Annotated in this window: 27 protein-coding genes; 15 read left to right on the forward strand and 12 right to left on the reverse strand. The window is 73.6% G+C overall.

From position 1 onward, the window contains the following. A partial coding sequence (locus tag ACFOVU_RS08690; protein WP_378531649.1) for an amylo-alpha-1,6-glucosidase occupies positions 1-1827 on the reverse strand: 1827 nt, incomplete at its 3' end. Positions 1828-1979: 152 nt separating this feature from the next. Between ACFOVU_RS08690 and ACFOVU_RS08695 the strand changes: the two genes are divergently transcribed. From ACFOVU_RS08695 to ACFOVU_RS08755, 13 genes are all read left to right on the forward strand, one after another. Next, the gene (locus tag ACFOVU_RS08695; RefSeq protein ID WP_378531651.1) at positions 1980-3050 is read left to right on the forward strand and encodes a LacI family DNA-binding transcriptional regulator; all 1071 of its coding nucleotides are present in this window, start codon (positions 1980-1982) and stop codon (positions 3048-3050) included. Beyond that, the gene (locus ACFOVU_RS08700; RefSeq protein WP_378531653.1) at positions 3047-4285 is read left to right on the forward strand and encodes an ABC transporter substrate-binding protein; all 1239 of its coding nucleotides are present in this window, start codon (positions 3047-3049) and stop codon (positions 4283-4285) included. Before ACFOVU_RS08695 ends, ACFOVU_RS08700 begins: the two co-directional genes overlap by 4 nt. 241 nt (positions 4286-4526) lie before the next feature. After that, on the forward strand, positions 4527-5657 hold the full coding sequence (locus tag ACFOVU_RS08705) for a carbohydrate ABC transporter permease (RefSeq protein ID WP_378531655.1): 1131 nt from the start codon (positions 4527-4529) through the stop codon (positions 5655-5657). Continuing rightward, positions 5654-6604, forward strand: coding sequence for a carbohydrate ABC transporter permease (locus ACFOVU_RS08710; protein WP_378531657.1), 951 nt, complete (start codon positions 5654-5656; stop codon positions 6602-6604). Before ACFOVU_RS08705 ends, ACFOVU_RS08710 begins: the two co-directional genes overlap by 4 nt. Before the next feature lie 98 nt (positions 6605-6702). Continuing rightward, a complete protein-coding gene (locus tag ACFOVU_RS08715; protein ID WP_378531659.1) occupies positions 6703-7500 on the forward strand; it encodes an IclR family transcriptional regulator in 798 nt (265 codons plus the stop codon). A gap of 257 nt (positions 7501-7757) precedes the next feature. Beyond that, the gene (locus ACFOVU_RS08720; protein ID WP_378531661.1) at positions 7758-8627 is read left to right on the forward strand and encodes an ABC transporter substrate-binding protein; all 870 of its coding nucleotides are present in this window, start codon (positions 7758-7760) and stop codon (positions 8625-8627) included. Between the two features lie 85 nt (positions 8628-8712). Beyond that, positions 8713-9705 carry an ABC transporter substrate-binding protein gene (locus tag ACFOVU_RS08725; RefSeq protein WP_378531663.1) on the forward strand — a complete coding sequence of 331 codons (993 nt, stop codon included), beginning with the start codon at positions 8713-8715 and terminating at the stop codon, positions 9703-9705. Then, a complete protein-coding gene (locus ACFOVU_RS08730) occupies positions 9702-10544 on the forward strand; it encodes an ABC transporter permease (RefSeq protein ID WP_378531664.1) in 843 nt (280 codons plus the stop codon). The genes ACFOVU_RS08725 and ACFOVU_RS08730 overlap by 4 nt, the downstream gene beginning before the upstream one ends. Next, positions 10541-11329, forward strand: a complete 789-nt coding sequence (locus tag ACFOVU_RS08735; RefSeq protein WP_378531666.1) for an ABC transporter ATP-binding protein — start codon at positions 10541-10543, stop codon at positions 11327-11329. Before ACFOVU_RS08730 ends, ACFOVU_RS08735 begins: the two co-directional genes overlap by 4 nt. 98 nt (positions 11330-11427) lie before the next feature. After that, positions 11428-12330: an ABC transporter substrate-binding protein gene (locus tag ACFOVU_RS08740; RefSeq protein ID WP_378531668.1), complete on the forward strand. Its 903-nt coding sequence runs from the start codon at positions 11428-11430 to the stop codon at positions 12328-12330. Between the two features lie 39 nt (positions 12331-12369). Further along, positions 12370-13518 (forward strand): MFS transporter, encoded by a 1149-nt coding sequence (locus ACFOVU_RS08745; RefSeq protein ID WP_378531670.1) that lies wholly within the window; start codon positions 12370-12372, stop codon positions 13516-13518. Between the two features lie 94 nt (positions 13519-13612). Beyond that, positions 13613-13972 (forward strand): hypothetical protein, encoded by a 360-nt coding sequence (locus tag ACFOVU_RS08750; protein WP_378531672.1) that lies wholly within the window; start codon positions 13613-13615, stop codon positions 13970-13972. A 311-nt stretch (positions 13973-14283) separates the two neighbouring features. After that, positions 14284-15474 carry a styrene monooxygenase/indole monooxygenase family protein gene (locus ACFOVU_RS08755; protein ID WP_378531674.1) on the forward strand — a complete coding sequence of 397 codons (1191 nt, stop codon included), beginning with the start codon at positions 14284-14286 and terminating at the stop codon, positions 15472-15474. Positions 15475-15591: 117 nt separating this feature from the next. Here the strand turns inward: ACFOVU_RS08755 and ACFOVU_RS08760 are convergent, their stop codons facing one another. From ACFOVU_RS08760 to ACFOVU_RS08780, 5 genes are read right to left on the reverse strand one after another with little or no spacing between them, the layout of a single operon-like run. Continuing rightward, positions 15592-16767, reverse strand: a complete 1176-nt coding sequence (locus tag ACFOVU_RS08760) for an ABC transporter permease (RefSeq protein ID WP_378531676.1) — start codon at positions 16765-16767, stop codon at positions 15592-15594. Positions 16768-16826: 59 nt separating this feature from the next. Continuing rightward, positions 16827-17573, reverse strand: a complete 747-nt coding sequence (locus ACFOVU_RS08765) for an ABC transporter ATP-binding protein (RefSeq protein ID WP_378531812.1) — start codon at positions 17571-17573, stop codon at positions 16827-16829. Positions 17574-17617: 44 nt separating this feature from the next. Beyond that, a complete protein-coding gene (locus tag ACFOVU_RS08770; protein WP_378531678.1) occupies positions 17618-18760 on the reverse strand; it encodes a peptidoglycan-binding protein in 1143 nt (380 codons plus the stop codon). Further along, entirely contained in the window at positions 18757-18930 is a 174-nt protein-coding gene (locus ACFOVU_RS08775) for a hypothetical protein (RefSeq protein WP_378531680.1), read from the reverse strand. Before ACFOVU_RS08775 ends, ACFOVU_RS08770 begins: the two co-directional genes overlap by 4 nt. Further along, positions 18927-19427: a hypothetical protein gene (locus ACFOVU_RS08780; RefSeq protein WP_378531681.1), complete on the reverse strand. Its 501-nt coding sequence runs from the start codon at positions 19425-19427 to the stop codon at positions 18927-18929. Before ACFOVU_RS08780 ends, ACFOVU_RS08775 begins: the two co-directional genes overlap by 4 nt. A 272-nt stretch (positions 19428-19699) precedes the next feature. On the opposite strand from ACFOVU_RS08780, the gene ACFOVU_RS08785 reads away from it, so the two are divergent. Together ACFOVU_RS08785 and ACFOVU_RS08790 are read left to right on the forward strand one after the other, a co-directional pair. Next, the gene (locus ACFOVU_RS08785; protein ID WP_378531683.1) at positions 19700-20356 is read left to right on the forward strand and encodes a response regulator transcription factor; all 657 of its coding nucleotides are present in this window, start codon (positions 19700-19702) and stop codon (positions 20354-20356) included. Between the two features lies 1 nt (position 20357). Then, positions 20358-21776 carry a sensor histidine kinase gene (locus ACFOVU_RS08790; RefSeq protein ID WP_378531685.1) on the forward strand — a complete coding sequence of 473 codons (1419 nt, stop codon included), beginning with the start codon at positions 20358-20360 and terminating at the stop codon, positions 21774-21776. Between the two features lie 178 nt (positions 21777-21954). On the opposite strand, the gene ACFOVU_RS08795 is transcribed toward ACFOVU_RS08790, so the two are convergent. The 6 genes from ACFOVU_RS08795 to ACFOVU_RS08820 are packed head-to-tail and all read right to left on the reverse strand — an operon-like array spanning position 21955 to position 26814. After that, entirely contained in the window at positions 21955-22149 is a 195-nt protein-coding gene (locus tag ACFOVU_RS08795; RefSeq protein WP_378531687.1) for a ferredoxin, read from the reverse strand. A 23-nt stretch (positions 22150-22172) separates the two neighbouring features. Beyond that, positions 22173-23396, reverse strand: coding sequence for a cytochrome P450 (locus ACFOVU_RS08800; protein WP_378531689.1), 1224 nt, complete (start codon positions 23394-23396; stop codon positions 22173-22175). Between the two features lie 49 nt (positions 23397-23445). Then, a complete protein-coding gene (locus ACFOVU_RS08805; protein WP_378531691.1) occupies positions 23446-24675 on the reverse strand; it encodes an NAD(P)/FAD-dependent oxidoreductase in 1230 nt (409 codons plus the stop codon). Further along, positions 24672-24872 (reverse strand): ferredoxin, encoded by a 201-nt coding sequence (locus tag ACFOVU_RS08810; protein WP_378531693.1) that lies wholly within the window; start codon positions 24870-24872, stop codon positions 24672-24674. The genes ACFOVU_RS08805 and ACFOVU_RS08810 overlap by 4 nt, the downstream gene beginning before the upstream one ends. Continuing rightward, positions 24869-25594 carry a TetR/AcrR family transcriptional regulator gene (locus ACFOVU_RS08815; RefSeq protein ID WP_378531814.1) on the reverse strand — a complete coding sequence of 242 codons (726 nt, stop codon included), beginning with the start codon at positions 25592-25594 and terminating at the stop codon, positions 24869-24871. Before ACFOVU_RS08815 ends, ACFOVU_RS08810 begins: the two co-directional genes overlap by 4 nt. Beyond that, complete coding sequence (locus ACFOVU_RS08820; RefSeq protein ID WP_378531695.1) at positions 25591-26814, reverse strand: cytochrome P450; 1224 nt, start codon at positions 26812-26814, stop codon at positions 25591-25593. Before ACFOVU_RS08820 ends, ACFOVU_RS08815 begins: the two co-directional genes overlap by 4 nt. Positions 26815-26912 lie beyond the last annotated feature (98 nt).

Consider the following 26912-nt stretch of genomic DNA (forward strand, 5'->3'; position numbering starts at 1 on the left):
GGCGCCGGACAGGCCCAGGACCGCGATGGCGGTGTCGTGCGGCCAGATGGCGCCCGCGTGGTAGCCGAGCGGGTTGAAACCGGCCGCGGTGGCGGTCATGGTGCGCAGCCCGTACCCCGAGTCCAGGTCGTGGCCTGCGAGGCGGCGGGCGACGAGTCCGGTCTCGCGGTCGTCGAGCAGCCCCGTTCCGAGCAGGTGCCCGAGGTTGGAGGTGGCCGTGGCCACCGGCCGCTTGGCGCCGTCGAGCGCCAGAGCGGGGAACGGGCCGGCGTCGTCGGACACCCAGAACGCGCCGCGGAAGCGCTCGCGCAGGGCGGCGGCCCAGCCGCGCAGCGCGTCGACGCGGGCCCGGTCGTCGTCGGCGGCAACGGCGGGGGCGGACCCGTCGGCCGCAGCGGCACCCTCGGTCGTGGCGGGGCCGGCTCCCATGTCACCGCCCTCCGGGTGGAAGAACGCCAGCAGCTGCGCGCCCGCGATCGCCGCGTGGTGAGCGTAGGCCTGGGCCTCGCAGAGGCCGATGGGGGGCTCGGCGATGCGGCCGTCGGGCCACTGGATGGAGTCGCCGGAGTCCTTCCAGCCCTGGTTGGCCAGGCCGGTGCCGTCGGTGTCGATGTAGTCGAGGAAGCCGTCGCCGTCGTCGTCGGCGGGGCCGGTGATCCAGTCGAGCGCGGCGCGCAGGTGGGGGAGGAGTGCGCGGACCTCCGCTTCGGGCATGCCCCACTTCCAGGCCTCGTGCAGCAGCAGGACCCACAGCGGCGTGGCGTCGATGGTGCCGAAGTACACGGGCGGCAGCGCGTGGCCGTCGCTCATCGCCGCGCGCCCGCGGATCTCGTGCAGGATGCGCCCGGGCTGCTCCACGGTCACCCGGTCGGTGGCGGTGCCCTGGCGGCGCGCGAGCACGCGCAGGGTCCCCGCCGCGGTGGCGGTGCCCAGCGGCAGCAGCATGCGGGCGGCCCACAGGGAGTCGCGGCCGAAGAGGGTGAAGAACCACGGGCTCCCGGCGGCGAGGAAGACGTCCGCGGGGTGGGCAGGGTCGACCAGCCGGAGGGCGTCGAGGTCGGCCAGGCTCTGGGTGACCAGCCGGTCCAGGTCGCCGACGGCCGAGTGGACCCGGGCGGTGAAGCGCGCGGCGTCGGGGCCGGGGGCGCGGAAGGCGGGGGCGTCGCCGGAGGCGCGCAGCCGCAGGACGGTGTGCCACTCCTCGTGGGCGGGCACCGCCACCCGCCAGGTCAGGACCGCGCCCTCGGCGTCGATGTGGACGTCGTCGGGTGCGGGGTCGGCGAGCAGCTCGACCCGGGTGCCGTCCCGCCCCCACGACAGCGCCGTGCCGTCGGCGGCGACGGGCGCGGGGGTGCCTTGGCCGTCCCGTCCGGCGACGGTCACGGGTACGGGGGTGCCCCGGCCGCCCTGTTTGACCACGGCGGTCGAGGCGAGGTCGGCGCCGATGCGTACCGAGACCGTGGTCTCCACGGGTGCGCGGGCGTCGTTGGCGAGGCGGATGCGCTCGTCCATGCCGTCGGGCAGGGCGGTGCGCTCGCGTTCCACGCGCACCGTGGGGTCGGCCCCGGCGTCGCCGAGCAGCCGGGCGACCGCCGTGAACGAGGCGCTGCCGGCGCCGGTCAGCGCCGAGCCGACGGGCTCCGGCTCGGTCCCGTCGAGCGCGACCTCAAGGCGCGACAGCAGCCGCACGTCGTCGCGCAGCCAGCCCTGCGTGCCGGCGCCGTCCCGGATCTGCCCCCCAGGGCCGGACAGCACCACGCTCGGAGCGCTGACGCAGCTGGTCAGCCGGTGCAGGTACGGCTGGAGGACACGGGGCTGTTCGGACAAAGCCGCTCCTTGAGGGGGTTGACAGGGGGTGGGGTGACGTCGTTCACTTCGTGTCATCCAGTGTTCATTTGAACGATCAAAAGCGCAAGGCATTTCATCGATCCGCAAACTTGAACGATCAAATGTCACGAATCCGCTACAGGGGGTACGCAGTGCCGAACCCGCCCGAGGAGAGCCCGGGCGCGGCCACGATCACGGGGGTGGCCGCCGCCGCCGGGGTGTCGCGACAGACCGTCTCCAACGTCCTCAACGCCCCCCACCGGGTGCGGCCCCAGACCCGGGAGCGCGTCGAGGCCGCCATCCGCGACCTCGGCTACCAGCCCAACCGGCTCGCCCGCTCCCTGCGCATCCGCGCGTCGCGCATGCTGGGCTACTGCGTCCTGCGGGGCGGTGACGACAACGTCGTCCACACCCGGTTCCTGCACGCCCTCACCGACGCCGCCGCCGAGCGCGGCTACCACCTGCTGCTGTTCACCGCCCCGCACGGCGAGGCCGGCCTGCCCGTCTACGACGACCTGCTCGCCCAGCGCACCGTCGACGGCTTCGTGCTCACCGACACCTTCAAGGGCGACGTCCGGCAGAAGTGGCTGGCCGACCGCGAGGTGCCCTTCGCCGCGTTCGGCCGCTCCTGGGACGAGCCCGAGCACGGCGACTGGGTCGACGTCGACGGCTCCTCCGGCGTCTACGACGCGGTCGCCCACCTGCACGCCCTCGGCCACCGCCGCATCGCGTTCGCCGGCTGGGAGCGCGGCTCGGGGGTCGGCGACGACCGCCGCTCCGGGTGGGCCCGGGCCGCCGCCGACCTCGGCCTGGGCGAGCAGCCCTCCGCCGAGGCCCCCGGCACCGTCGGCGGCGGCGCCGACGCGGCCCGCAGGCTCCTGGACCTGCCCGCGCCGCCCACCGCCCTGGTCTGCGCCAACGACCACATGGCGATCGGCGCCCTCGGGGTCCTCGCCGAGCGCGGCCTGCGGCCGGGACGCGACATCGCCGTCGCCGGCTTCGACGACATCCCGGCGGCGTCCCTGCCCGGGATCGATCTCACCACCGTGAGCCAGCCGCTCGACGAGATCGGGCGCACCGTCGTGCGCCTCGTCCTCGACCGGCTCGACTCCGGCACCGACCCCCGGCCGGCGGACTCCGCGCCGCAGCAGATCGTGCTGCGGCCGTCCCTGGTCGTGCGCTCCAGCTCCGCACCCGCACCGCAGGAAGAGGAAGAACGATGAACGGAACACGGCCCGGCACCGTCGCCGCGGCGGCCACAGCGGCACTGGCCCTGGGGCTGCTCACCGCCTGCGGCGGCGGATACGACGACGAAGCCGCATCCGACGGCGAGCTCACCGTCATGTTCGGCTCCTCGGGCGAGGCCGAGACCGCCGCCGTGCAGGAGGCGCTCGCAGCATGGTCCGCCGAGTCCGGCATCGAGGCCACCGGGATCCCCGCCCAAGACCTCGTGCAGCAGCTCCGCCAGGGCTTCGCGGGCGGCAACCCGCCCGACGTCTTCTACGTCTCGCCCGACCTCTTCCAGCAGTACGCCCAGGGCGGCTCGCTCTACGCCTACGGGGACCAGGTCGAGGACGCCGACGACTTCTACCCCGCTCTGCGCGACTCCTACACCTACGAGGACGAGCTCTACTGCCTGCCCAAGGACCAGAGCGCCCACGCCCTCGTCATCAACACCGCGCTGTGGGAGGACGCCGGGCTCGACCCCGACGACACCCCCGCCACCTGGGAGGAGCTCCAGGACGCCGCGGAGAAGCTGACCGAGGACGGGCGCGTGGGCCTGGCCATGGGCGGCGACCACAACATCGCCGGCACCTTCATGCAGGAGGCCGGCGGCTGGTTCCTCAATGACGATGGCACCGAGGTCACCGCCGACAGCCCCGAGAACCGGGAGGCGCTTGACTACATCGCCGGCAACATCGACGACGGGAACTTCGCCTACGTCAACGACATCGACGCCCAGTCCGGCTCCGAGGCGCTCGGCAACGAGAAGGCCGCGATGATCGTCGACGGCGGGTGGGTCACCGGCGCCTTCGACAACGACTTCCCCGACCTGGAGTGGAAGGCCGTCGAGATGCCCGAGGGGCCCGGCGGGCAGGGCACGACCGTGTTCAGCAACTGCTGGGGCATCGCCGAGGCCAGCGGCGACAAGGACGCCGCTGTCGACCTGGTGACCTTCCTGACCAGCGCCGAGCAGCAGCAGCGGTTCGCCGAGGGCTTCGGCGCCGCGCCGTCGCGCGAGAGCCTCGCCGACTGGACCGCCGAGGAGTTCCCGGAGAAGGCGGCCTTCAACGCGGGCGTCGCCTACGCGCGCGGCCAGGTGGCACTGCCCGGGTTCGACTCCGTGCTCGCGGAGTTCACCACCGGCCTCGAAGGGGTCTCCGCCGGGTCGGCGTCGCCCGAGGAGGTCCTCGAACAGCTCCAGAAGAACGGCGAAGAAGCGCTGGCCGAGCAGTAGGGCCGACGACAGGGGCCGGCGCGCGGAGGGCCGTGCACGCGCCGGCCCCGCCGCCCGCGGGCGGCACCGGAGCCGCGCGAGGACCGGTGCCGCCCGCGGAACGGGCACCGACCGCGGTCCGTGCTCCCGGCCCGGGAACCGCGGACGCCCACGGCCCCACCAGGAGAACCGGCACCACCACTACCACCGGCACCACCGCCGCCACCGGCAGGACGAGTAGCGAGTAGGACGACGCACGACCATGACGACCAGCAACGCACCCGGCGTTCCCGCCCGGGCCGGTGCCGGGGCCGCGCCGGACCCCGGCGGACCGCCGCCGCCCGCCGCCCCGCCCCTTCGGGCGCGGCGGCGCAGGGGGCGCGGCGCCGCCGCCCAGGAGAACCGCGCGGGCCTGCTGTTCTCGGCGCCCGCGGTCACGGGCCTGCTGGTCTTCCTGATCGCGCCGATCCTCATGTCGCTGTGGGTGAGCTTCCTCGACTGGGACGGCCAGTCCAACCCGCTCACCCCGGGCCAGGAATTCGTCGGCACCGACAACTACCGGCGGCTGCTCGTCGAGGACACGCTGCTGCACCGCGACTTCATGCTCAGCGTGCGCAACACCCTCTACTACGTCCTCATCAACGTGCCGCTGGTGACCGCGCTCTCCTTCGGGCTGGCGCTCGTCGTCAACCAGCGGCTGCTGAAAGGTCGGACGTTCTTCCGGACGGTGTTCTACTTCCCGTCGGTCACCAGCTCGGTCGCCGTCAGCATCACCTTCCTCTTCCTGTTCCAGGGGGCGGGCGCCGTCAACGCCCTGCTCGCGCTGGCCGGGGTCGACGGCCCCAACTGGTTCACCGACTCCCGCGGCGTCCTGCACGTGCTGTTCGCTGCACTGGGACTGGTGGAGGAGGGGACCACCCCCGGCTGGGCCGCGGTTCCGGTAGGCGGGCTCCCGCTGTGGGAGTGGCTCGCCGGGCCCTCGGTGGCGCTGTGCGCGGTCATCGCGCTCACCACCTGGCAGTCCTCGGGCATCTACATGCTGTTCTTCCTCGCCGGGCTCCAGAACATCCCAGTGTCGGTGGAGGAGGCGGCCGTGGTCGACGGCGCATCGGCGTGGCGCCGGTTCCGCCACGTCACGCTCCCGCTGATGCGCCGCAGCGTGACCCTGGTGATGACGCTCGCCCTCATCGCCACCTGGCAGGTCTTCGACCAGATCTACATCATGTCGCAGGGGGCGCCGGCCAAGACCACGATCACGCCGGCCTACCTGTCCTACGTCCGCAGCTTCGGCGACGGCCAGTTCGGCGCGGGCGCGGCGGTCGCGTTCGCGCTGTTCGGGATCATCGTGGTGCTCACCGCGCTCCAGCGGTGGATCGGCAGGGAGAAGAAGTGACGCGCGAAGCGATCGGCCCCCTCCTTCCCCCGGCCCGCGCCGCGGCCCCCCGCGGGACCGTCACCACCCCGCGCAGGCGGCCGGGAGGCCGCCGGCAGCGGGGCGGCCGCCTGGGCATCCGGGCGGTCGGCTACGGCGTGCTCGCGCTGGGCACGATCCTCTACCTCGGGCCGTTCCTGATCCAGATCGCGGGGTCGTTCAAGACCGACCCCGGCGCCGCGCAGGACCCGCTCGGCCTCATCCCCGACCCCGCAACGCTCCAGGCCTGGCGCAAGGCGTTCGGCCTGGACACGGCGCTGGAGATGCCCATCGCGAGGTGGCTGGGCAACTCCGTGCTCGTCACGGTCTCGGTCACCGTGGGGCGGCTGCTGATCGACAGCCTCATCGGCTACGCGCTGGCCCGGCTGCGGTTCACGGGGCGGGCCGCGATCAACGCGCTGGTCATCGCGGTGATGGCGGTGCCAGGGGTAGTGCTGCTCATCCCCAAGTTCCTGGTGCTCAAGCAGCTCGGCATCTTCGACACCTATGCGGGGATGATCCTGCCCCTGCTCTTCGACGCGGTCGGGATCCTGCTGATGAAAACGGCGTTCGAGCAGGTGCCGCGCGAACTGGAGGAGGCGGCGCGGATCGACGGCGCCGGCGTGTTCACCACCTACTGGCGGGTGGTGCTCCCGCTGGTGCGCCCCGCACTGATCACGGTCGGGATCCTGTCGTTCCAGGGCTCCTGGAACGAGTTCACCCACTTCCTGGTGGCCACCTCCGACCCCGCCTACGAAACCCTCAACCTCGGCCTCGCCCGCCTGGCCGCGGGTCCCCTGGGCGGCTCCCAGCAGTTCCCCCTCAAACTCGCCCTCGCCACCCTGTCGACCCTGCCGGTGCTGGTCGTCTACATCGTCTTCCAGCGCCACTTCATCCGCTCCCAGATGTCGTCGGGCGGCAAGGAGTAGACCCGATCAGGCAACGCCGGCGCCGGCCCGGCGCCGTGCCTGCTCACCTTCGGGCATCCTGGAAGGCGGAGCGGACACGGCGGAATCAGGGGGCCACGATGGGCAGCGATGCCGGTATCTCCGGGACCGCCGAGGCGCGGGCGCGCCGGCCGGTGCAGGAGAAGCAGGAGCGGTCGGGGGAGGTCCAGTCCGTCGCCCGGGCCGGGCAGTTGCTCAACCGCGTCGTCGACGCGCCCGCGGGACTCACGCTCACCGAATTGGCGGGGACCACGGCGCTCAACATCAGCACGGTGCACCGGCTGCTGCGCACACTGTGCTCGCAGGGGCTGCTCTGCCGGGACCCGGTGAGCGAGCGGTTCCTGCCCGGCCCGGTGCTGCTCCGGCTGGCCCGCCGGTCGCTGGTGTCGGCCGGCCTGCCCGAAGTGACCGATGCGCTGCGCGCGCTGGTCGAGCGCACGGGTGAGACCGCCACCATCGGGGTCCGCCAGGGCGGTGACGTCGTCGTCGGGCTGGCGGTGTCCTCTCCGGATCCCTTCCGTTACAACGCGGTGCAGGGCTCGCGCACCGGCCTGCTGCGCTCGGCGCTGGGCCTGGCGATCCTGGCCTTCGACCGCACCCCGCTGGAGAACGTCGCGCATTCGGCCGCCGACCACACAGAGCTGCTGTCCGTGCAGTTCCGCGGCTATGCGGTCCTGGACGCGCCGGATACCGCGGGGCTGCGGGCGGTGGCGGTACCGCTGCTCGCGGACGGGGCGCCGGTCACCATGGCGGTCGAGGTCCAGGGGCCGGCCGCGCGGATCAGCGACGACCGGCTCGACGATGTCGCCGACGCGGTGCGGGCGGCCGCCCACCGACTCCAGGACCTCCCCGTCTCCCTTCTCCTCGGCGAGGTCTGACCCCACCATCGAGGGTGCGGCACCCCGCGGCGTGCCTGCGGGCCCGCCGCGCAGCGGGCTGCCCAGGTGGACGGCCGGGCTCGGTGCGGTCCGCCTTGCCTGCCCAGGTGTGGCCGGACCTGGGCGCCTTCGGGCTCATTTTGTGAAAGTCACTTGCGCATCGCGCAAACGCACTGTTGACAGTCGTTGCGTGGGCGAGTTAGCTTCTTTTCCTACCGATTTACACGGAAATACCGTCCGAAGGGCAAGGGAGCGACATGACGCCGGTGCCGGAGATCGCGATCTCGGCGAACCACGGTGTGTTCGACCTTCCCGAGATCGTCGCGATCCGTGACGGCCTCTTCGAGCAGGCCGGGCTGCGTGTCCGCTTCGCCGAAGCCGACGACACCGCGTTCGACCCGGCGGAGCGCGACCCCATCGCGCGCCGGAAGGAGGCGCTGTTCGAAGCCGAGCAGGCCGACGTCTTCAACCTCTGCGAATGGGGCGGGATCGACCGCCTGGAACGCAACCGCAGGCACGGCCGCATCGCCTACCTGCGGCCGGCCGTGGTCGCGCAGGGGCTCGTGAGCTTCGCGGCCGAGCTCAACGAACCGCACGACCTTGGCGGCGTCGAGGTCGGGGTCAACGAGTTCACCGGCTCCCATTACACCGCCCTGCACCTGCTCGAAGGCACACTGCCCCGGCAGGAGATCCGGCTCCGCCACATCGGCGCGCCACGCCTGCGCCTGGCCGCGGTGCGTTCGGGCGAGGTGCCCGCCGCCATGCTCATGGAGCCGTTCCTCACGCTGGCCCTGGAACAGGGCGCCCACCTGCTCGGCTCCTACTTCTACCGCGGATCCCAGGTCATCGCCCCCGGTCTCGGCGAGCACCACCGCGCCGCCTACATCGCGGCCGTCGACCGGGCGGTCGACGTCATCCGGGCCGCGCCGTGGCGCGAGTCCGCCGAACTCATCGCGGCCGAGACCGGCGGGGAACTGCCCCCCGACCGGCTGGGGCCCGCCCACATCCGCTATACGCGGGTCGAGCGATTCACCGAGAAGCGCTTCGCCGAAAGCTACGCCTGGATGAAGTCATGGGGCCTGACCAAGGGGACCAGCGGCTACAGCTCCCTGCTGGCCTCCCGTTGAGACCCCGCCCCCCGTTCACCCCACCCCACCCACCGACCGCGGTCCACTGCGCCACCGGCCGCGTCGCATTCCGCAGGAGGTAGACGTGCACACGTTGGACCGCCGTGCCCTGGTGCGCACGGGACTGTTCGCCGCGGTCGGCATCGGGGCCGCGCCGCTGCTCGCGGCCTGCGGCGGCGACGCCGGCCAGGCCAAGGTGCAGGACTCCGAGAAGGGGACCGCCAGCGCCGTCCTCCGCCCCATCAGCGAGAGGTTCGGCCTCGTCGGGGACCTGCGCCTGGACTACATCGCGGGCAGCGGGCCGGGCGACGTGCAGAACAAGTTGCTGTCGGGCGCGCTGAACGTGTCCAGCTTCGGCCCGCTCGGAGCAGCGGTCTCGGCGGGTGCGGGCGCCGACGTCGTGCTGTTCAGCCCCGGCCTGAACAACCACGTGTACTGGCTCGTGGCGGAGAACAGCCCCTACACGCACCCCTCCGACCTGCGGGGCAAGAGCATCGCCACCCCGCCCAAGAACTCCGACGCCTACCGGTCCGCCCAGCTCGCGGCGGCCGTCAACGGGGTCGACTTCGACGCCGAGTACGAGGTCCACCAGGGCGCCGTCGTCAACGGCCTCGCCCTGTTCGAGCGCGGCGACGTCGAGGCGATCCTGACGATCGAACCCAATGCCACCCGGCTGATCGGGGAAGGGGCCCGCCAGCTCGCGGCGGTGCGCGATCTGTGGCGGGAGGGCACCGGCGACGAGACGCCCCTGGTCCTCAACGGGCAGGGCGCCCTGCGCTCCTGGATCACCGAGGAGGCCGATCTCGCCTCCGCGCTCGACGCCCTGCGCCGCGGCGTTCACCAGCGCATTCACGACGACCCCGGGCTGCTCGCGGAATTCCACGACGCCTACGGGATCAGCGCCGACCAGAGGAGGGCGATCTCCCTGCTGCCCGAACGACTTGTGGACGTCTACCCGCTCGAATGGGACGGAGCCGTGTTCGACAACCTGCGATTGCAGATCGAAACGGCCGTCGAGCACGGGATCGTCGACGAGGCTCCCGACCGGGACGTCCACGTGGACCTGGAGGCGCGATGACGGCCGGTCCGACCGCCCTGCCGACGCAATCCACCCCGCCGGCCCCGCCCCGGCGGCCGCACGCGCGCCCCGCCGCCGGGGCCCGGTGGCGCGGCGCCACCGCCGCAGCAGCGTTCGCGGCGGTCCTGGTGGGCGGGTGGCAGGCCATGGCGGTCTCCCTGGACAGCCTGCTGGTCCCTGGCGTGCCGGAGATCGCAGCGCACGTGGGCGAACTCGCCGTCGCTCCAGGGTTCTACGCCGACCTCGGCGCCACGCTCCAGCGGGTCGCCCTCGGCTTCGCGCTGGCCTTCGCGGTCGGCGCGGCGGTGGGCATCGCCATGGGCCGCAGCCCGCTCGCCCGGCGCTTCTTCGAGCCGGCGGTCCTGATCGGCCTCACCGTTCCGGGACTGGTGTGGGCGCTGCTGTGCGTCATCTGGTTCGGCGTCGACCTGATCAACCCGGTCACCGCCATCGCCCTCTCCGCGGCGCCCGCGCTGAGCCTGAGCATCTACCAGGGCACGCGCGCCATGGACCCCCAACTCCAGGAAATGGCGCACGTCTACCGGTTCCCGTTCCGCCACCGGCTGCGATACGTGTGGCTGCCCTCCCTGGCCCCGGCCCTGTTCGCGGGCGCCCGGCTCGGGCTCTCACTGGCCTGGAAGGTCGTCGTGCTGGTGGAGATCTTCGGGATGTCGAGCGGGGTGGGCTACCAGATCAACAACGAGTTCGCGGCGCAGGACGTCGCCGGGGTGCTCGCCTGGACGGTCATGTTCGCCCTGGTCATGGCGGTCTTGGAGTACGGCGTGCTCCAGGGGCTGGAGAACCGGGCGGCGCGCTGGCGGCGGGTGACGACGGTATGAGCGGCGACGGCGTGAACGACGCCGCTGGAGCGGGCGCGAGCGGATCGGTGGTCCTCGACGGCGTCGCCAAGGCCTTTCCCGGCACGCGGTCGGCGCCCGAGCAGCAGGTCCTGGAGGACTTCTCGCTCACCGTCGCCCATGGCGAGCTGGTCGCGGTCGTCGGCGCCTCGGGCACGGGCAAGACGACCCTGCTGCACCTCGTCGCCGGCCTGGAGCGCCCGGACCGCGGGAGCGTGCGGGCCGGGCCGCCCCCGGGCGGCGGCAGCGGCACGGGCTCCGGCGCCCGGCTCGGCGTGGTGTTCCAGCAGCCGCGGCTGCTGGACTGGCTGCCCGTGCGCACCAATGTCGAGCTGGCGCTGAAGGCGGCCGGAGCCTCCCCCGGGGACGCACTGCCCGCGCTCGACGCGGTCGGCCTCGCCGACTACGCCGACCAGTACCCCTCCATGCTCTCCGGCGGGCAGCGGCAGCGCGCCGCCGTGGCCCGTGCGTTCGCGATCGACCCCGACATCGTCCTGCTCGACGAGCCGTTCAGCGCACTCGACGAGCTGACCGGGCGGCGGCTGCGGCTGCTCCTCCAGGACCTCTGGTCGCGGGCGTCCCGGGCCGGGCTGCTGGTCACCCACAGTCCCACTGAGGCCGTGTTCCTGGCCGACCGGGTGATCGTGCTCGCCGGACGCCCCGCCCGCATCGTCGCCGAGCACCGGGTGGACCTGCCCCGCCCGCGCTCGCCCGAAGACCCCGTCCTGTTCGAGCTGCACCGGCGCGTCGTGGCCGACCTGCTGTGAACGGGACCGGGCCGATCGCACCGCGATGCGGCGTCATCCCGTTCCGCTCCTCCCCCGACCGCCCGCCATTTCCACCGATGCGAAGGGAACCGTGAACCATGCCGAACAAGCGCGTCACCATGGAACTGATGTCGCTGATCTTCTCATTGCCGCAGCTCGTCGCGGCCGACGAGGGGTTCTACGCCGAAGAGGGCATCGACGTCGACTTCGTGCCCAAGGGCTACGCGGACACCGGCGTGTCCTACCTCGACGACCACGAGCTGGTGAGCGCCTTCGGCGCCACGAGGTCCAACTTCGAGAACGGCGCGGCCGACCTCTACCGCGCCTGCGAATGGGGCCAGATCCGCCGCTCCCACGACACGGCCGTGGGCGGCCGGGTCGTCAGCAAGCGCGCCGCAGTCGGCAGCCAGGCCATCCTGACCCGGCCGGGCTCGCCGTTGGTGCACCCGCAGGACCTCGCGAACACGGAGGTCGCGGTCAACTTCCACCACGGGTCGCACTACCTGGCGCTCCAAGCGCTGGAGGGCTTTCTGCCGCGGGAGGAGATCAAGGTCGTGCACGCGGGCGGCCCCCAGCAGCGGTTCGAGGCACTGCGCGACGGCCGCGTGGACGCCGCCGCCCTGATGGAGCCGTGGATCACGGTGGCCGAGAAGCAGGGCTACCGGCTGCTCGCGGAGGCCTTCTACGTCGGCTCGGAGATCGCCAGCCCCGCCGTCGACCGGGAGACCTTCGAGGCGCTGAACCGCGCCGTGGTCAAGGCGGTGCGCAAGCTCAACGACGACCCCCGGCCCTACCTGCACCACCTCATCGGCGAGGTGCCCGACGAGATCGGCAAGCCCGCCCCGGAGGACTTCCCCCTCGGGCGGCTGCGGTTCGTCGACCCCGGGCCCTACCCCGAGGAGCAGTTCCAGCGCACCTATGACTGGATGGTGGGCTGGGGCCTGATCAAGGACGACTCCAGCTACGGGGGCCTGGTGAAGAACCTCGCCATCAGCGTCTGACCGGCCCCGGTCCCGGCCCTGAACGTGCGCTCACCCCGCGTGTGGCCCCTCTACGCCGCCGGCGCCCTCGGCCCCTACGGCAGCACCATGGTCACCTCCATCGTCCAGGAGGCCGCACGCGGGCTGGGGACCCGGCCGGAGTTCGCCTCCGGCGCGGTCACCGCCTACATGCTGCCCTTCGCCGCCCTGATGCTGGTGTCGGGCACCCTCGCCGAACGGTGGGGGAGGGCGAGGATGATCCGGCTCTCCCTCGCCGCCTCGGTCCTGGCGTGCCTGCTGTGCACCCTGGCCCCCGATCTGAACTCCTTCCTCGCGGCGCGCGCCCTCCACGGCGCGACCAACGCCTTCACCACTCCGCTGCTGGTCGCCGCGATCACCGACTCCACGCCGCGCCACCGCCTGGGCCGGGCCATGGGCTGGTTCGCCGCGGCCCAGGCCGCGGGCCAGGCGTTCAGCCCGTTGGTCAGCGGAGCCGCGGCCCTCGTGGACTGGCGGGCCGCGTTCGCCTTCCCCGCGCTGTGCGCGGTCCTGCTCGTGGCCGTGCCCGCCGACCCCTCCGTCACCGTGCGGCGCGCAACGGGGCGGCCGACGTGGGGTGCGCTGGTGAACAGGCGGCTCGCGCTCGCCTGCGCCCTGTCCTTCCTGTGCTACCTGGCGGCGGTCGGCCTCACCGTGCTCGCGGCGCTGCGCAGCGAGGACGCCTTCGGCCTCGGCCCCCTCGGGCGGGGCGTGGTCGGCGCCTCCTTCGGGATCGCCGGCCTGCTGCTGGCAGACGCCTGTGGCCGGGCGCTCGAAAGGTTCGGCCCCAAGCGGCTCGGCGCGATCGCCAACGCCCTCCTGGCCGGCGGCCTCCTGATCGCGGCCCTGGGACCCTCGGCGGCACTGCTGCTGGCAGGCGTCACCATGGCCGGGGTCGCCGTCACCGCGCTGCGCTCCACGGTCCACGCACTGGCGGCGACCAGCGCCCCCGCCAACCGCGCGGGCGCCTCGTCGCTCGCCCTGTCGGCCCAGTTCTTCGGCGGCGCCCTGGCCCCGCTCCTGTGGATCCCCCTCTACAGCACCGCCCCCGCCCCCGGCTTCGCCGCCACCGTCCTCGCCCCACTCACCGCTCTGGCCATTCTGGGCGCCCTCGCCCTCCTCGCCGGCCGGGCGACGGGAACGCCGCGTCCCGGCAGGATCGAGCCTTGACCGGCGCGTGTTCCGTCGTGGCGGGGGTAGCGGCCCGCCGGTGGTGGCGTCGCGTGGGCGGGCCGCGTACGGGGCCGGGGCGATGGAGGAGGGGGTGTCCGCCGTGGATGGAGGGACCGCCCTGGAGTGGCTGGTGGCGATCCTGGCGGGGGTCGCCGTTCCGGTGCTGCTGATCCTGCTCGTCGTGGGGATCCTGACCTACGGGGTCCGGTCGGCCGAACGTGAGAAGGACCGGCGCGACCGCGCCGCGCGCGAACAGGGCGGCCAAGGCGGGCCCGGCGTGTCAGGCGGGCCCGGCGCGCCGGGGGAGCCGCGGGCGCCGGGGGAGCCCGGATGGCCCGAAGGCGGGCGGGAGCCGCGGGCGGGCCGGGGTGACCTGGGGGATGTCCCCCCTCGGCGCGACCGCGGCGGCGACGATGCCCCAGGTGGTGCCACCTCCGGAGGCCGCGGCTGACCCTCTGCGCCCGGGCGGTTCGGCCCGGCGTGCGCCGTTCCGCCGGTGGTTTCGGGTGCCGCCCGGAAGGCCTTATATGGACAACAGTGCGGCGAGTGTTGTAATTGTGACAAACCCGAAAATCATCGGGGAGGGACCACTCGCCGGAGGGGGTATTCGCGTGTGCGGAGGCCGGTCGGCAGGTGGCGCTGCCGGACGGCCGGGGGCACAGCTGTCCGCCGAACAATTTCGGGCGGATCGGCGAAACCCGGTCGATGATCAATAAAGAGCGACCGTTGACAGACCGCAAAACAATTCGCGAATGAGAGGCAATGCGTAAGATTCTGATCGTCGGGGGCGGCCAGGCTGGCCTTCAGCTCGCCCTCTCTCTGCGCCACCACGACTACGATGTCACGCTCATGACGGCGCGAACCGCCGAAGAGCTGTACTACGGCCGGGCGGTATCCGTGCAGATCATGCACGGTAACCGGCTGGGCCCCGAACGCGAGCTCGGCCTCAACCGCTGGGACGACGACGCCCCCACCATCAAGGGGCTGACCGTACGCTCGGCCGGCGTCCCCGGGGTCCTCGACCCCTTCGACTTCACCGGCTGGTATCCGTCGCCGGCCCAGTCCATCGACGAGCGCCTCAAGATGTCCGAGTGGATGCACCGCTTCGACGAAAGGGGCGGAAAGACCATCATCCACGCGGTGACCAGCGACGACCTCGACGGCCTCGCTCCGATGTTCGATCTCATCGTGGTGGCCGCGGGCCACTCCGGGCTGGCGGAGATGTTCCCGGTCGACACGGAGCGCTCCCCCGAGGCCAGGGGACCGGTCCCCACGGCCATGGCCTACGTCGACAACGTGGTCGAAGGACCCGACCACGACAACGTCGTGGTGGACTTCCTGCCCAGCGGCGCCGCGCTCTGCACGCTGCCCTCGTACGCCGCCAACGGCCCCTGCCGGCTGGTCTACTTCCACGGCGGCTACAACGCCACCCTCGCGGACTGGCCGACGCGCATCGGAGCCGAGGAGCACTGGGACCGCATGCTCGCGTGGATGCGCGACGAAGTCCCGGGGCAGTACGACCTCTTCGCCAAGGCCGGCCTCATCGATGAGAAGGCCGCGACCATCGACTACGCCACCCCCCAGGTCCGCAAGCCGATCGCCGCCCTCCCCTGCGGCGCCAGCGTCCTGGGCATGGGCGACACCCTCATCACCGTCTCCACCTCACTGCAACAGGAGGCCGACAACGCCGCCGTGAGCGCGGAGCGCTACCTCCAGGCGATCCTGGACCACGGCGACCGCCCCTTCGACGAGGAGTTCATGCAGGGCGCGTTCGACGCCTACTACGACCACGCCCAGCACTTCAGCGGGCGGCTCGGCACCATCCTGCATTCCGCCGCGCCCGCCGTGCTGGAGGCGTTCACGCAGGCCAACGCCGACCAGGCCCTCGCCGACCGCTTCGCCTACGGTTTCGAGGACCCGGCGGACTTCGCCGGCTGGCTCGCCGCCGACTAGCCCGCCCCGCGGGTCAGGACCGTGCCGCCTGCCCCCCCAGGGCGCACGCGGCCCCTCGCGGTCGGCCACATCCGTGGCCGGCCACGAGGGACCGACGCCGTTCCCCCTCCTGCGGGATCAGCCCCCGCCCAGCGCCGCGGTGGGCGACTGGGCCGCGGCGCGCAGCGCGGGCCACAGCCCCGCCACCGCCCCGATCAGCACCGTCATCACGATCCCGCCGGCGGCGGCCCACCACGGCACCGCCACCGGCCAGTCCTGTGAGAGCGCGTAGGCGGCGGTCGCCGTCGCCCCCAGGGCGGTGCCCACCGCCCCGCCGAGCGCCGACAGCGCCATCGCCTCCACCAGGAACTGGGTGCGGATCCGGCCGCGGGTGGCGCCCAGGGCCCGGCGCAGCCCGATCTCGCCGCGGCGCTCCAGCACGGCGATCACCATGGTGTTGGCGACCCCGATCCCGCCCACGAGCAGCGCGACCCCGCCCAGCCCGACGAGCAGCCCGTTGAACGACCGGTCCGCGGCCTGCTGCGCCTCCAGCGCATCCGAGGGCCGGGACACCTCCACCTCGTTGGGGTACTCGGGGTTGGCCGACGGGGCGATCAGCTCGCGCACCTCGTTCACGCGCTCGGGGTCGGCGCGCGTGTACAGCGTCGTGGGGTGGCCGTTCATGCCCAGGCCGTCGGCCGCCGCCTGCCAGCCGACAAGGGCGGCATTGTCGAGCTCGGGGGCCAGCGTCACGGGGCCGAGCACGCCCACCACGCTGTAGTACTCGTCGCCGATGAGGACCCGCGTATCCGGCCCGATGCGGGTGATCCCGAGCCGTTCGGCGGCGGTGTGCCCCAGGACGACGACCGGATACTCGGCGGTCGACCCGTTCAGCCACTCGCCGAGCCGCACCTGCGCGCGCAGCACGTCGACCAACCCAAGGTCGGCGGCGTAGACGGCGATCCCGCCCGATTCCTCCTCGGGGATCAGGTCGCTGCGGTAGACCCGCACGTCCTCGACCTGCGCGACCTGGGAGACGTCCTGGACGCCGTCGATGCGCCCCACCCGCTCCGGCGCCTCGGGGGGCAGCTCGGCCTCGCCCCCGAAGAGGCTGTCGCCGGGGGCCGCGGTGATGAGGTTGGTGCCCAGTTGCGCGAGGCGCGCGTCGAATTCGGCGCGGCTCGACGCGGAGATCCCGACCACCGCGACCATCGCCGCGATCCCGATGGCGATCCCCAGGGCCGACAGCACCACCCGGGTGGGGCGGGCGCGCAGCCCGCCGGCGCCCGTGCGCAGGACGTCGGCCAGGGCCATCCGGGAGGGCGCGAACGGGGGAGGGCCGGGCGCGCGCCCGCGACGGTCGCCGTGCCGGGTCACCGCGCGGCCCCCGCCCGGGCGGTGCCCTCTGTGCCCACTGCGTCGTCCGTGCCCGCTGTGTCCGCCACGATCCGGCCGTCGCGCACCTCGACGCGCCGCGGCAGGCCCGAAGCGAGGTCCCGGTCGTGGGTGATGATCACGACGGTCGCGCCCGCCGTGTTGAGGTCGCGCAGCAGCTCCAGCACCGCCGCCCCCGAGGCGGTGTCGAGCGCGCCGGTGGGCTCGTCGGCCAGCACCAGCTCCGGCTCCCCTACAACGGCGCGGGCGATCGCCACGCGCTGCTTCTGCCCGCCCGAAAGCTCGTGCGGCCGGTGATGACCCCGGTCGGCCAGGCCCACGCGGGCCAGCGCGGCCTGCGCCCTCTCCCGGCGCCGCCGCGCCGGGACCCCCGCGTAGAGCAGCCCGTCGGCGACGTTGTCCACGGCGGTGACGTTGGGCGCGAGGTGGAACTGCTGGAAGACGAACCCGATGCGCTGCGCGCGCAGGGCCGAGGTGCCGTCGTCCCCGAGCCCGTCCAGGTCGTGCCCGAACATCCGGACGGCCCCGGAGGTGGCGCGGTCGAGCGTCCCCAGCAGGTTGAGCAGCGTGGACTTCCCCGACCCCGACGGGCCGACGATGCCGACCAGCTCGCCGGCGCCGATCCGCAGGTCCACCCCGTCGAGGGCGCGGACCCCGCCCGGGTAGGTGCGGGAGACATCGGTGAATTCGGCGACCGTTGCGGCCGCGGCGCCCGCCGGGGCCATCGACCCGTCCTCCCCGGTGGGTGCGGGCGCCCCCATGACCCCGGTCATTTCGGCACCACCACTTCCGTGCCCTCGTCGACGCCGTCGCCGCTGATCTCGACCATCCCGTCGGCGAACCACCCGGTCTCGACCGGGACGTCGCGCATCGCCTCCCCGCCGCGCACCACGGTGACGCCGTGCCCGCCGCCGGGCAGTGCGATGAGGGCGCTCACGGGGACCGCGAGGACGTCCTCCTTCGCGTCGCTCTCCACCTCGACGTCCACGGGCGCCCGGTCCAGCAGGTCCTCGGGTGCGTCGCCGCTGAAGGTGACGACGACCTCGACGGTCGGGTCACCCTCCTCGTCGCCACCCGGGTCCTCGGACTCGGGCTCCTCGGCGACCGACCCGATGGAGGACACCTCGCCCTCTGCCGTGCCGCCCTCGGGAAGGGACACGGTGACCTCGTCGCCCTCGTCCACCAGTTCCCGGTCGGCGACCGCTAAGTCGACCCGGACGACGTGGTCCTCGGAGCTGGTGGTCAGAACGGGAGCCGCCGGGCCGGCCTGTTCGCCCACCGACAGTTCCTTCCCCGCGACGCGCACGGGCCCCGGCGCGAACGACAGGTGCGCCGGATCGGCCGTGCCCGTGACCTTCATCCCGGGGGTGTCCTCCTGCCAGCGCCGCACCGCGTCGGCGGTGAGGGCCGTGTACTCGTCGTCGACGGTGAACCCGCCGTATCCCAGCTCGGCCAGCGCCTGCTCGAACTGGCGCACGTCGTCTCCGCTGACACCGGGTTCGAGTACGCGGTAGGCGGGGGTGTCGCCCCGGAGCAGGACGGTCGGCTCCCCGTCGATCTCATAGACCTGGTCCCCCGGCTCCAGGACCGCCCCCGTCGAGGGCAGCGAGGTGACCACACCGTCGCCGCCGGCGAAGACGGTCGCATTCCCGGCGTAGCCGAGGGTGCCTTCCAGGGTCTCGGTCCGGACCAGGGTGGTGCGCTCCACCTCCGCCGTGGGCCCGGCGTCCGGGGTCTCTGGCCGGTCGGACGCCCAGGGGCGGATCCACAGGACCGCGCCGGCGGTGACGGCGAGCACCGCGGCGCCGGCACAGGCGGCCACCGCGATGGGCGCCCCGCGACGGCGGCGCGTAGCCGGGCCGTCGCCACCCTCGGGCCCGGGGAGGCCGGGCGCGGACTGATCGCTGCTCATCGGTTCGTGGGTCCTTCGGACATCGGCACGTGCTCATCGGCCGAAAGGGCCAGCGCCGCGACGGCGAACAGGGCGGTCACCGCGGTGAGTCCTCCGCGGCCCCGGGGCGGGGCCTGGTCATCGGCGACCTCGGGCCGGAGAAGGTCGGGCGCGGACTGATCGCTGCTCACTGGCCCGCATCCCCTTCAGCCTCCAGCTGCTGCGGGTCGATGCCGGCGCAGGCCGCGGCGGCCTCGCGATCTTCGTCGCTCCCGTCACCCAGGCTCAGGGTCAGCCCCTGGCCGGGCTCGGGGTCCGGGACGTCGATCCCGTGCTCCCGCAGGCACTCCGCCGTTTCGACGGCCTGCTCGTGCCGCTCCTCCTCGGAGGGGGCGTTCTCGTCGACGGGCACCAGGTCCTCGCACTCCTCCAGCGCCGCCTCGGTGGTCTCGTTCATCTCCAGCGCCGGCCGGGCCTCCCCGGGGACGGGGTCCTCCATGTCCACGCCGTTGTCGCGCATGCACTGCGCGTACTCCTGGAACGCCTCGTCGAAGGAGGCGCTCGAATCGGCGCCCGCCGGCTCGCCGGCGGCGTCCCCGGACCCGCCGCCGGACCCGCCGACGCCGCATCCGGTCAGCAGCAGCCCGGCGAAGAGCGCCGAGGCGGCGTATGCGGTGATCGCTCGCATGTTCGTCCCATCCGTTCCGTTGTCCCGTCATCGCGGCGCGGAGCCCTCCGGCCGCCGGTGCCCCAATGTCAGCGGACCCCGGGTTAGCCACCGGTTAGGGGCGACGGCCTCGCCCGGCGGCCGTCCGCGGCGGAGTACGCGTGCTAACCGCGGCCTAACCGCCGTGGGACTATTTCTGGGCGGACGCGCGGGACCCCGTGGCCGATCGGGGCCCGCGACAGCGGATTCCGCCCCGGTGCGGGGGCGGTGACGGGCGGATGCGGGGAGAGCGGATGCGGGTGCTGGTCGTCGAGGACGAGCCGTCTCTGGCGGAGACGGTCGCCGAGGGGCTGCGCGGTGAAGGGATGGCCGTGGACGTCGCCTTCGACGGCGACTCCGGCCTGGAGATGGCCACGGTCCACGGCTACGACGTGATCGTCTTGGACCGGGACCTGCCGATCGTGCACGGCGACGAAGTGTGCCGCCGCGTGGTGGCCGACCCCGATGTCGATGCCCGGGTACTGATGCTCACCGCGTCCGGCGAGCTCGACGACCGCGTGGAAGGGCTGGGCCTGGGCGCCGACGACTACCTCGCCAAGCCCTTCGCCTACCGGGAGCTGGTGGCCCGTGTCCGCGCGCTCGGCAGGCGCGCCCGGCCCGCCGCCCCGCCGGTGCTGCGGCGCAAGGGCCTGGAGGTCGACACCAACCGGCGCACCGCTGCGCGCGACGGACGGCCGATCGCGCTGTCGCCGAAGGAGCTCGGCATCCTGGAAGAGCTCCTGCGCGCCGACGGCGCCCCGGTCTCCGCGACGCAGCTGATCGAGAAGGTGTGGGACGCCAACCTCGACCCGTTCAGCGGGGTGCTGAAGGTGGCCGTGCACGGACTGCGCCGCAAGCTCGGCGCCCCTTCCGTGATCGAGACCGTCGCTGGCCAGGGGTACCGGGTCTGACATGGCCGCGCCCTCGACCCCGGATCCGATCCCGGAGCCCTCCGCCCGCTCAGCGCCGGATCCCGTTCCGGAGGCGACGACCGCGCGCCCGGTGTGGGGCCGCGTCACCGTGCGGGCGAAACTCACCCTCATCTACACCGCGGCGTTCCTCGTCGGCGGCGCGCTCCTGGTGGCCCTGAACTACTCGATCGTGTCGGAGAGCCTGGCGAGCCGCAGCGTGATGCTCTCCGACGCGGAGGCGGAACCCCGGCAACCGAACGCCCTCCCCGAGGTGGGGCCCTCCGGCGGCCCGGCCTCGACCGAGCCGGTGAGCCCCACCGATGATGGGGAATCCGACGGCTGGGCGCCCTCCAGCGGGGATGCCGCGTCCTCCAGCGGGGACGCCGCGCCTTCCAGCGGGACACCCATATCGCTCCAGGTCCTCGACGCCTACCAGGAGGGGGTGCTCTCCGACCTGCTCCTGCGTTCGGCGGCGGCCCTCGCGGGCATCACGGTGCTGGCGGCGGCGGCCGGGTGGCTGATCGTCGGGCGCCCGCTTCGCCGGCTGCACCGGGTCACCGAGACCGCCCGCCGACTGTCCGAGCGCGATCTGGACAGCCGGCTCGCCCTGACCGGCCCGGCCGATGAGTTCCGAGAGCTCGGCGACACCTTCGACGGCATGCTGGAGCGGCTGCAGGCGGCGTTCGACAGCCAGCGCCGGTTCGTCGCCAACGCCTCACACGAGCTGCGCACCCCGCTGGCGGTCCAGCGCGCGGCGGTGGAGGTGCCCCTGGAGCAGGGCCGGGTTCCGGATGATCTCAAGCCCGCGGTGAACCGGGTGCTGGATTCGGTGGAGCGCAGCGAGCGGCTGATAGCGGGACTGCTGCTGCTCGCCCGCTCCGACCGCGGCATCGACGCGACCGAGCCGGTCGAGCTGGCGGACGCCGTCGACGGGGTGGTGCGGCTGCTCGCCGCGGACGCGTCGGCCGCGGGCGTCACGCTGCGCCCCGAGACGGTCCCGGCCGAGGTGCCGGGCGACCCGGTGCTGCTGGAGCACCTGGTGCGCAACCTGGTCGAGAACGCGATCCGGTACAACCGCGCAGATGGAGAGGTCACCATCGGGGTGGAGCGGAGCGACGGCGGCGCCGTGCTGCGGGTGGCCAACACCGGCCCGGAGATCGCCGACGCCGATGTGCTCTTCGAGCCGTTCCACCGGGGCGGCCACGTCCGCACGCACCGGGCGGGCGGCGGCAGCGGCCTGGGGCTGTCGATCGTCCGTTCCGTCGTGACCGCCCACGGCGGCGAGGTGACGGCCGCCCCGCGCGAGGGCGGCGGCCTGGAGGTGACCGTCCGGCTGCCCGCGTCCGGCCCGGCCCGGGAACGCGCCGCCGCCGCGGCGGGAGCGGACCGGCGGGACGGGCCCCCGCTCACGCACGGATGACCGGGCGCCGCACCCCATGGGGTGCGGCGCCTCTAGCGTTCTCTATGGGTATTGACTAGACTACCGGGAGCCGACCCGGGCTCAGCCCGGGCGGTGCGGCGACACGCCGGGTTCCCGCCCCGCCCCTGTGGGGACCCGGCTCTCTCCGGCCGCGCCGGGGGCCGCCGCCCTCGGGCCCTCACCCCTCCACGGCGATGGCCAGCGCCGGGCACACGGCCGCGGCCTGCCGGACGTCCTCGGCCTGCTCCGGCGGCGGGTCGGCGGTGAGCAGCACGACCACGCCGTCCTCGTCGCGCTGGTCGAACACCTCCATCGCGGCCATCACGCACTGCCCCGACGCCACGCACTTGTCCTGGTCGACGGTCACCTTCATGAGATCCCCCTTGTCCGCAGGTGTCACCAGGCCACGGGGAGCTCGTGGACCCCGTACACCGACCCGTCGTGCTTGAACGGCAGCTCCTCCAGGTCCGCGGCCAGCCGCAGCGTGGGGATGCGCCGGTAGAGCGTGCCGTAGACGACCTGCAACTCCATCCGAGCCAGCGGCTGGCCCAGGCACTGGTGCACCCCGAAGCCGAAGGCCACGTGGCGGCGGGCGTCGCGGTGGATGTCCAGCCGGTCGGGGTCGTCGAAGACCTCGGGGTCGCGGTTGCCGATGTCGTTGGCCATGATCAGGCCCTCGCCGGCGCGGATGGTCCGCCCGGCGATCTCGATGTCCTCCAGCGCCACCCGGCGCCGCCCGTTGTGGGTGATGTTCAGGTAGCGCAGCAGCTCCTCGACGGCCCCGGCCACCAGCTTCGGGTCGTCGGACTCGCGCAGGGCCGTCAGCTGGCCGGGGTGCTCCAGCAGGGCCAGCGTGCCCAGCGCGATCATGTTCGCGGTGGTCTCGTGCCCGGCGAGCAGGAGCAGCACCCCCATGGCCGCCGCGTCCTCGCGCGCCAGCTCCCCGGCCGTGACCCGGCCGGCCAGGCCCGACAGCAGGTCGTCACCGGGGGCGGCGAGCTTCTCGCCCATGAGGTCGTCCAGGTAGGCGGTGAGGCGGCCGTGGGCGGCCCCCCGCTCCTCGGGCGCGACCTCGCGGCTGATCAGCAGCTTGCTGTTCTCCTGGAAGAAGTCGTGGTCGGCGTAGGGCACGCCGAGCAGCTCGCAGATCACCAGCGACGGCACCGGCAGGGCGAACGCCTGCATCAGGTCCACCGGCGCCGGGCCCGCCAGCATGGCGTCGATCAGGTCGTCCACGATCTTCTGCACGGCCGGGCGCATCGCCTCGACCCGCTTGATCGTGAAGGGCGCCGTCACCATCCGCCGCATCCGGGCGTGCTCCGGGTCGTCCATCAGAATGAACCCGATCTTGCCCGAGGTGACGGGGGCGGAACTCGGGTACCCGGGACGGGTGATGTCGGCGCTGACCCGCGGGTCGGCCAGCAGCGCCCGCTGCTCGGCGTAGCGGGTCACCACCCACGGGGTGCTGCCGTCCCACAGCCGGACCCGCGACAGCGGGCCCTCCTCCTGCCGGGTCCGCAGGGCCGGGGGCGGATCGAACGGGCATCTCGCCGCCCGCTCCATCGGGAACTCCGGGGGTTCGGCCCCGTGCGCGGCGACCTGGTCGGACGTGGTGGTCATCGTGTTCCTCCAACATCGGATGCGGGCCCGCTGTGGGCGGGCGGCGGGGTCACCGGCCCGCGGGGGAGCCGGCGGCCAGGGGCGCGGACAGCCGGTCCGACTCCGCGGGGTCCCAGAACGCGTCGGCGAGGCGCCGGCGCAGCACGCGGGCCTGCTTGGGCATGTTCCAGCCCAGGACCCCGGTGACCGCGCCGTTGCGGCGGTAGAGCGCGACGAAGCGCCGGTCCGCGACGTCGCCGTCCACGACGGTGGCCTCGGCGTCGGCCGACAGCACCCCGTGGACGTGGATCTTGGCGTCGAACTGGTCGGTCCAGAAGTAGGGCACCGGGGCGTAGGCCCGGCCCTCACCGAGGATGTCGGCGGCGACCGCGGCCGCCTGCTCGGTGGCGTTGGTCCGGTTCTCCAGCCGGATCAGGGCGCCGAGCCGGTCGTGGTGCCAGCGGGCGACGTCGCCGACGGCGTGGACCCCCTCCGCCGCGCGGCAATGGGAGTCGCACACCAGCCCGTTGTCGACCCGCAGGCCGCTGCCGGCGAGCCACTCGGTCGCGGGGGCGGCGCCGAGCGCGACCACGACCGTGTCGGCGGGCAGCACCTCCCCGGTGTCCAGGCGCACGCCGGTGACCCGTCCGTCGCGGCCGGCCAGCCCGCTGACCGCGGTGCCCAGCCGCAGGGCGACCCCGCGCTCGGTGTGCAGGCCGGCGAGGAGCCCCGAAGCAAGGGGCCCGAACTGGAGCGCCAGCGGGGTCGGCTGGGGCCCGGCCAGGGTGACGTCCAGGCCCATCCCGCGCGCGGTGGCGGCGGCCTCGGCGCCCAGGACGCCGTCGCCGACGACCACGACCCGCCCGGATTCCAGCAGGTCCGCGCGCAGCGCCGCGGCGTCGCCGAGTGTGCGCAGCACGTGCACGCCCGCCAGGCCGTCCTGCCCGGGAAGGGCCCGGGGCCGCAGCCCCGTTGCGACGACCACGGCGTCGGCCCGCAGGACGCGGCCGGAGGCGGTTCGGACGGTGCGCTCCGCCGCGTCCAGCCCGGTGGCCGGGTCGCCAAGGACGAACTCGGCGTCCAGGCGGTCCAGCGTCTCCTGCGGCCGCAGGCGGGCCCGCTCCGGGTCCCAGGTGCCCGAGAGCACCTGCTTGGACAGCGGCGGCCGGTCGTAGGGCGGGTGCGGTTCGGCGCCCAGCAGGGTCAGCGCCCCCTCGTAGCCCTTGCGCCGCAGGGCCTCGGCCGTGGACAGCCCGGCCGCCGAGGCGCCGACCACGAGGACGCTCGACGGGACCGTCATGCGCTCTCGTCCAGCGCGATCGCCGCGGCGGGGCACACATCGGCGGCCTCGCGGACCGCCGCATGGTGCCCCTCGTCCGGCTGCGCGTCGAGCAGGACCACGATGCCGTCGTCGTCGCGCTGGTCGAACACCTCCGGCGCGAGCAGCACGCACTGGCCGGCGCCGCAGCACTTGTCCTCGTCCACACTGATCTTCACCGCTGGTCCTCCTCGGTGTGCTCGTCGGACGGGGCCGTGACGGGCCCCGGTACCTCTCGGGTCTCTCGTGCGGGGGTGACCGGTGCCTGCCACAGCCCGGCGATGGCGTCGATCAGCCCGGTCGCCGCGTCGTCCCACGTGGAGCGGTGGGTGGGGGTGCCGTTGGCGAGGGCGCGCTCCCGCCGCGCGCAGGTGGTGATGATCAGGGAGCCGGCCATCTCGTCGCGCTCGGTCCGCACCTCGGCGGGCAGAGCGGGCAGGCACCGGTCGATGCCGTCGACGATCTCCTGTAGGGCAGGCGAGGTGAGGGCCTCGTCGACCATGATCGGCGCGAAGGACGGGTCGGCCATCGCCTGCGCGGCGAACCGGGCGAACCACGTGGGGCTGCCCAGCTCGGCCAGGTGCCCGGTCACCGGGCGCACCAGGCAGGCGACCCAGTCCCGGACGTCGTCGGAGCCGCCGCCGAGGGCGGCCACCATGGCCCGGCGCCGCCGTTCGCTGTGCTGCGAGTGCTTGCGCGCGATGGCGCGCACCAGGTCCTCCTTGCCGCCGAAGTGGTAGCCGACGGCGAAGTTGTTGCCCTGCCCGGCCGCCTCGCTCACCTGGCGGTTGGACACCGCGCGCACGCCGTGGTCGGCGAACAGCCGCTCGGCGGCCGACATGATCTGCTCCCGCGTCTCCTCGGCCCGCTCGGCGCGCGCGCTCCTCGCGGCCACGGTCACCACCGCACCGGGACCTCGTCCAGGCCGCCGACGACCAGGCCCTCGCGGCGGCGCAGGTCCGTGGCGTCGACCGCGAGATCGAGGGTGGGCAGCCGGCGCAGCAGCACGTCGAGGACGGCCTGGAGCTCGGTGCGGGCCAGGGACTGCCCGAGGCAGGAGTGGGCACCGGAGCCGAAGGCCAGGTGGGGGTTGGGGCTGCGGTCGAGCTCCATGCCGCCGGCGCCGGCGAAGGCGCTCTCGTCGCGGTTGGCCGCCGCCATGTTGCAGATCACGGTGGTGCCGGTCGGCACGACCGTGCCGCCGATCTCGGTGTCCTCGGTGATGAAGCGCGGCAGCCCGAAGCCGCCGTTGGCGTCGAAGCGCAGCACCTCCTCCACCGCCGTGCGCACCAGGGAGCGGTCGGCGAGCAGGCGCTCCCAGCGCCGCCGGTCGGACAGCAGCATCGCGACCATCTTGCCGATCATGTTCGAGGTGGTCTCGTGCCCGGCGACCAGCAGCCCCATGCCGGTGGCGATCAGCGCCGCGTCGGGCATCGGCTCACCCGCGGAATCGGTGGCGGTGATCAGCTCGCTGAGGATGTCGTCGCCGGGCTCGGCGCGCGTGGCGGCGATGTGGGCGGTCATGTACGCGGCGAAGTCGGCCTGCGCGGCGGCGATCTCGGCCTCGGAGTACTTGGTCAGGTTGAGCAGCGTGTCGGACCAGAAGGAGAACCGGTCGCGGTCGGACTCGGGCACCCCGAGCATGTCGCAGATCACCCACACCGGCAGCGGGAAGCCCAGGTTCGCGGTGAGGTCCGCGGGGTGGCCGTTGCGCACCATGTCGTCGATGAGCCGCTCGGCCATCTCCTCGATCCCGGGGCGTAGAGCGGACATGCGCTTGGCGGTGAACCACTTGCCCACCATCCGCCGCCACTTCAGGTGGCCCTCGCCGCTTTCGGGGAGCGCGGACGCCATGTCGCTGTTGAAGACCCCGCCCGACTCGGTGTCGGCGATCCGGGCGGCGCCGTCGGCGTCCAGCCGCCGGCCGAACCGCGGGTCGGAGAGGACCTGCTTGACGTCCTCGTAGCGCGTGACGAGCGCCGCTTCGTCGCCGCTGGGCAGCTTCACCCGCGCGACGGGGCACTGCTGCCGCAGCTCCGCCCACTCCGCCGGCGGCTCCAGTGCCGCCTCGCTGGGGATGGGGTAGCTCAACGCCTGCCCGCTGCCGCCCTGATCCACCATCTGACCCACCATGTGGCGCCCTCCGCGTCCGGTGTGCGATTCGTGGCCAGCCAACCCGATCGCATAATGTAAGTCAAGCGACTGACTTAAATAAAAGC

It is taken from the genome of Nocardiopsis sediminis (assembly GCF_042650565.1).
GTDB lineage: Bacteria > Actinomycetota > Actinomycetes > Streptosporangiales > Streptosporangiaceae > Nocardiopsis_B > Nocardiopsis_B sediminis.

Excerpts from the sequence above, each read along its gene's own strand:
- ACFOVU_RS08760 (WP_378531676.1), bottom strand. The coding sequence starts at position 16,767 with ATGGCCCTGGCCGACGTCCTGCGCACGGGCGCCGGCGGGCTGCGCGCC.
- ACFOVU_RS08720 (WP_378531661.1), top strand. The coding sequence starts at position 7,758 with ATGACGCCGGTGCCGGAGATCGCGATCTCGGCGAACCACGGTGTGTTC.
- ACFOVU_RS08730 (WP_378531664.1), top strand. The coding sequence starts at position 9,702 with ATGACGGCCGGTCCGACCGCCCTGCCGACGCAATCCACCCCGCCGGCC.
- ACFOVU_RS08770 (WP_378531678.1), bottom strand. The coding sequence starts at position 18,760 with ATGAGCAGCGATCAGTCCGCGCCCGGCCTCCCCGGGCCCGAGGGTGGC.
- ACFOVU_RS08715 (WP_378531659.1), top strand. The coding sequence starts at position 6,703 with ATGGGCAGCGATGCCGGTATCTCCGGGACCGCCGAGGCGCGGGCGCGC.
- ACFOVU_RS08705 (WP_378531655.1), top strand. The coding sequence starts at position 4,527 with ATGACGACCAGCAACGCACCCGGCGTTCCCGCCCGGGCCGGTGCCGGG.
- ACFOVU_RS08700 (WP_378531653.1), top strand. The coding sequence starts at position 3,047 with ATGAACGGAACACGGCCCGGCACCGTCGCCGCGGCGGCCACAGCGGCA.
- ACFOVU_RS08785 (WP_378531683.1), top strand. The coding sequence starts at position 19,700 with ATGCGGGTGCTGGTCGTCGAGGACGAGCCGTCTCTGGCGGAGACGGTC.
- ACFOVU_RS08755 (WP_378531674.1), top strand. The coding sequence starts at position 14,284 with ATGCGTAAGATTCTGATCGTCGGGGGCGGCCAGGCTGGCCTTCAGCTC.
- ACFOVU_RS08740 (WP_378531668.1), top strand. The coding sequence starts at position 11,428 with ATGCCGAACAAGCGCGTCACCATGGAACTGATGTCGCTGATCTTCTCA.
- ACFOVU_RS08795 (WP_378531687.1), bottom strand. The coding sequence starts at position 22,149 with ATGAAGGTGACCGTCGACCAGGACAAGTGCGTGGCGTCGGGGCAGTGC.
- ACFOVU_RS08805 (WP_378531691.1), bottom strand. The coding sequence starts at position 24,675 with ATGACGGTCCCGTCGAGCGTCCTCGTGGTCGGCGCCTCGGCGGCCGGG.
- ACFOVU_RS08735 (WP_378531666.1), top strand. The coding sequence starts at position 10,541 with ATGAGCGGCGACGGCGTGAACGACGCCGCTGGAGCGGGCGCGAGCGGA.
- ACFOVU_RS08790 (WP_378531685.1), top strand. The coding sequence starts at position 20,358 with ATGGCCGCGCCCTCGACCCCGGATCCGATCCCGGAGCCCTCCGCCCGC.
- ACFOVU_RS08765 (WP_378531812.1), bottom strand. The coding sequence starts at position 17,573 with ATGGCCCCGGCGGGCGCCGCGGCCGCAACGGTCGCCGAATTCACCGAT.
- ACFOVU_RS08820 (WP_378531695.1), bottom strand. The coding sequence starts at position 26,814 with ATGGTGGATCAGGGCGGCAGCGGGCAGGCGTTGAGCTACCCCATCCCC.
- ACFOVU_RS08800 (WP_378531689.1), bottom strand. The coding sequence starts at position 23,396 with ATGACCACCACGTCCGACCAGGTCGCCGCGCACGGGGCCGAACCCCCG.
- ACFOVU_RS08780 (WP_378531681.1), bottom strand. The coding sequence starts at position 19,427 with ATGCGAGCGATCACCGCATACGCCGCCTCGGCGCTCTTCGCCGGGCTG.